The sequence below is a fragment of the Actinosynnema sp. NPDC059335 genome (assembly GCF_042752395.1).
Taxonomy (GTDB): Bacteria; Actinomycetota; Actinomycetes; order Mycobacteriales; family Pseudonocardiaceae; genus Actinosynnema.
In genome coordinates this window covers 38,001-41,377 of record NZ_JBHYXZ010000021.1, presented here as the reverse complement: position 1 = coordinate 41,377, position 3,377 = coordinate 38,001, and the positions used below count along the sequence as shown (strand labels likewise).

The following is a 3,377-nucleotide window of genomic DNA, read 5'->3' as shown; positions in this document are numbered from 1 at the left end:
GTTTCGTATCGGATCGGTCATTCGGTGTGCTCAGGTACTGGTAGATCTTCTCGTCGGAATTCTTCGTGCTGCACAGGACGTGGTACTTCTCACCTTTGATCATCACGCCGACGAACTTCAGCTTGTCGATCTCGGCCATCGCGATTCCCTGGTTTTTCGGGATTGGGGCGGGCTGTCGGTCCCGGCTCGGCCGTTCAGGGCCGGGCCTTCGGCAGGGCGTCTCCCCACCGGGTGTGGCCGGGGCGGTCGGGGTCGGCCGCGGGACACTGTTCGGAAGGGAGGCGCGCCTTGCGGGCCAGGACGCAGCCGCACAGGGCGCAGGTGGACTTGTCGGCCAGGCCGGTGGCCGCGAGGCGGCCCAGAACGCCGGCGACCTGCGGACCGGTCCGATGGGGGCAGGTGTTGCACGCCGCGATCCGGGCGTCGAACACCTCGTCGGTCACCACGGTGAAGCCGGTGCGCGCCCAGCGGGCCAGCGCCGAGGCGCCGCGGGCGACGAGGGTGGACGTGGGCAGGGGCTCGGCCGGGACGGGCGGGCGGGCGAGCACCGCGGCGAGGAGTTCGGGATCGCGGCGGCAGGTCAGGATGTTGCGGGCGAACTGCTCGTCGCCCACGGCGGCCCTGAGCACGTCCTCGGACGCGGGGCCGTCAAGCCCGAGGATCTTCCCGAGCTCCGCCTGCTGGGCATCGACGCTGTCTGCTGTGCTGGACACGAACGTCCTCACTTTCGTCGGGTACCGCTGCGGACGAGACTTGCGCCTCGCCGGGTTCGCCGCCACCTGGATCCGCGTCACTTCCGGTGGAACTCCGCCGAGTTGGGTGAGGTGGGGCCGGCGGTTCGGCGGCGTCGTCCGGCATGGACGCCCCACGGCGCAGACAGGGTGTGGGCACACCAATCCTTTGTGGACGGTGTCACGCCGACCTGGTGCGGTTTCACCTGAGCGGGAGATCCGGAGGCAACGGCTCGAGTCCGACGTAAGGGCAGCGGAGACGGTGCACCGGAGTTGCCCGGGACATCACCGCGCTCCTGCGGCACCGGTTCTCTGCCGGGGATCGATCCTGACTACGACGCGGAAGGAGACCCTCCGCCGGCCATCTTGACGAGCACGACCGTTACGGCTCCAGAGCTTGAGCCATATGTGCACTCGTGTGGGCTACGACCTCACTCGACGGTCGATACCGGACGGCTCAGCGCTCCGTTCCGTCGCCGGTTCCGGTCCCCGCGCCATCTCGACGGCAGTGCTCCTCGGCTCGTCCTCCGAGGTTCCGGACGGCTCACGTGCGCCCCGGATGATCATGGCGGCAACCCTTGGTCGTCGTGGGGTGGCGAGGTGGCGGGCGCAGCGTCAACACACTCGGCTTCGGATGGGTGTGGCGACCACATGCGGGCTGACATCCGTCCTTTGTGGAGCGTCCAGGTCTGCTGCGTCCGTTCGGGGCGGGGTTTCGTCGTTGACCGGGAGTGATGGGTAATGGCGTGAGTGGAGAAGCACGGTCCGGTCTTCGGGTGCGGTTCCGGTTGCCGGATGGGGCATTGGGTTCGGAGACCGGTTCACCGATCGTTCGGTGGCGGTCGGTCGGGCGAGGGACATCGAGTCGGATCAGCGCCGGGGAACGTTCGTGGAATCCTCGGTGGGCGTGATGCCGTCGGGGGAGTGGGTGCGGATCCGGGCGGACGCCCATGACGTGAGTGCGACGACGTGGGCGGAGTACGACCCGCGCCTGCGCAACCACGTGCTGCCGCGGTTCCGTGACGTGCCGTTGAAGGCGATCTCGCGGCTCGCGGCGAAGGGGTGGGTCAAGACGCTGCGGCGGTCGCCGGCCGAGCGGTGTTCCCCCGTGGACGCCGTGTTGGTGGTCACAACGGCGTACACGTGCCTGCGGTGGAGCGAGCTGGCCGGCGGGCGCGGGTGGACCTGGCCCGCAGGGTGATCACGATCGAACCGGACAAGGGAGCCCTGCACGAGGTGGGCGGCCGGTTGGAGCCCGGGCCGCCGAAGTCGAAGGCCGGTGTCCGCACGGTGCACCTGCCGCCGTTCCCGGTCGACCTGCTCGCCGAGCACCGGGCCGGCCGGATGCAGGACCACGTGTCCACCGGTCTGGGCGGAGGACTGCTGCGCCGGCCGAACTTCCGGCGGCGGGTCCGGCTGCCCTTCGTCACCGGCGATCCGACCCGAGGATGGGCGCCGATCCACCCTGGCCTGCACTCCCATGACCTACGTCACGCGCACGAGACGCGGCTTATCGAGGCCGGGGTGCCGGAGATCCTCCAGCGCAAGCGCCTCGGGCACCGCATGGCATTGACCGGAACGCGTCCGCAGCGGATGCAGCTGGTGCCCGACAGTTGGTCCGCCGTGAGCTCGTCGTACGCAATTTCGCCCGTCATGCTTGTGCTCCAGTTTTAAGCGGCGATGTGCTGGTTTTGAATGTTTTGACTCGGCTTGAGTGGTGCTCGTGCATCAAATGACTCCCGATCGATCGTCTTGTGATGCATACGGCGGTTGGACGTTCTCGCCGTAGCGCTGAACGGGTGGTGCCCGCTGCGCTGAACGGGTGAGTTGCGGTCGCGGTTGAACGCGTCACGCGGACTGCCTCTTCGCTCGAGACGCGGCGGTGTCCGCTGGTCCGGCTGTGTTCCGGTGACGGAACGGCGCTGTCGTGCGACCGGGAACCGGTTGATCAGGTCGGGTCCCGTGGGAAAACCGATTTGAGTGCTGTGCCGGCACGGAGTGATCCACTGCGCCCGGTGGCACAGGTTCAGCTGTGAGCGGCTTCGTAGGCGTCGATGACGTCTTGCGAGATTCGGCCGCGGTCCGCCACCTGCCTGCCGGTTCGGCGCGCCCATGCCCGGACGAGGGTCGGGTCGACCGTCTTCGTGGCGCGCGGGGCGGGTTCGGTGTGGTTGCCGATCACGATGCGCTCGCGCGCGGCGTCGCGGATCTCCTGCGGGGTGCGCGTTGAGTCGATCGAGGACGGGGCGTCCAGTTCGGCGATGGTGAGGTTGTCGGACTCCAGGCCTTCGGCGACTTGGCGGATGTGGGTGTGGTGGCTGAAGACGACGATCTGCCACCGTCGTGCGAGCCGTGCCATCACCTTGAGCGTTGCAGCGGCTCTAGCGTCGTCGAAGGTCATCAGCACGTCGTCGAGGACGACCGGCAGCGTCGGGAGCCCGCGGGTCCGCCTGCCGTCCTGCAACGACTCGATGCCGGCCAGGCGGAGGGCGAGGAACGCCTGGTCGGCCGTCCCCTCCGACAGCTCGTCCGGTTTCCGGGGTCGCGGGGGGGGGGCGCGGGGGGGGGGCGGCGGCCGCGGGGGGGGCGGGGGGGGGCGCGGGGCGGGGGGGCGCCCAGCGGGGCGCTCGGCCGGGGGGCGGCCGC

General features: G+C 69.6%; 4 protein-coding genes. 2 read left to right on the top strand and 2 right to left on the bottom strand.

Going from position 1 to position 3,377, the window contains the following annotated elements:
• Positions 1-194 precede the first annotated feature (194 nt).
• Positions 195-713 carry a hypothetical protein gene (locus ACFXGA_RS09660; protein ID WP_378086029.1) on the bottom strand — a complete coding sequence of 173 codons (519 nt, stop codon included), beginning with the start codon at positions 711-713 and terminating at the stop codon, positions 195-197.
• Between the two features lie 907 nt (positions 714-1,620).
• Between ACFXGA_RS09660 and ACFXGA_RS09655 the strand changes: the two genes are divergently transcribed.
• Complete coding sequence (locus ACFXGA_RS09655; RefSeq protein ID WP_378086027.1) at positions 1,621-1,932, top strand: hypothetical protein; 312 nt, start codon at positions 1,621-1,623, stop codon at positions 1,930-1,932.
• Positions 1,929-2,405: a hypothetical protein gene (locus ACFXGA_RS09650; protein WP_378086025.1), complete on the top strand. Its 477-nt coding sequence runs from the start codon at positions 1,929-1,931 to the stop codon at positions 2,403-2,405. Before ACFXGA_RS09655 ends, ACFXGA_RS09650 begins: the two co-directional genes overlap by 4 nt.
• A gap of 352 nt (positions 2,406-2,757) precedes the next feature.
• Here ACFXGA_RS09650 and ACFXGA_RS09645 read toward each other — a convergent pair whose 3' ends face one another.
• Positions 2,758-3,195 carry a histone-like nucleoid-structuring protein Lsr2 gene (locus ACFXGA_RS09645; RefSeq protein ID WP_378086023.1) on the bottom strand — a complete coding sequence of 146 codons (438 nt, stop codon included), beginning with the start codon at positions 3,193-3,195 and terminating at the stop codon, positions 2,758-2,760.
• Positions 3,196-3,377: the final 182 nt, after the last annotated feature.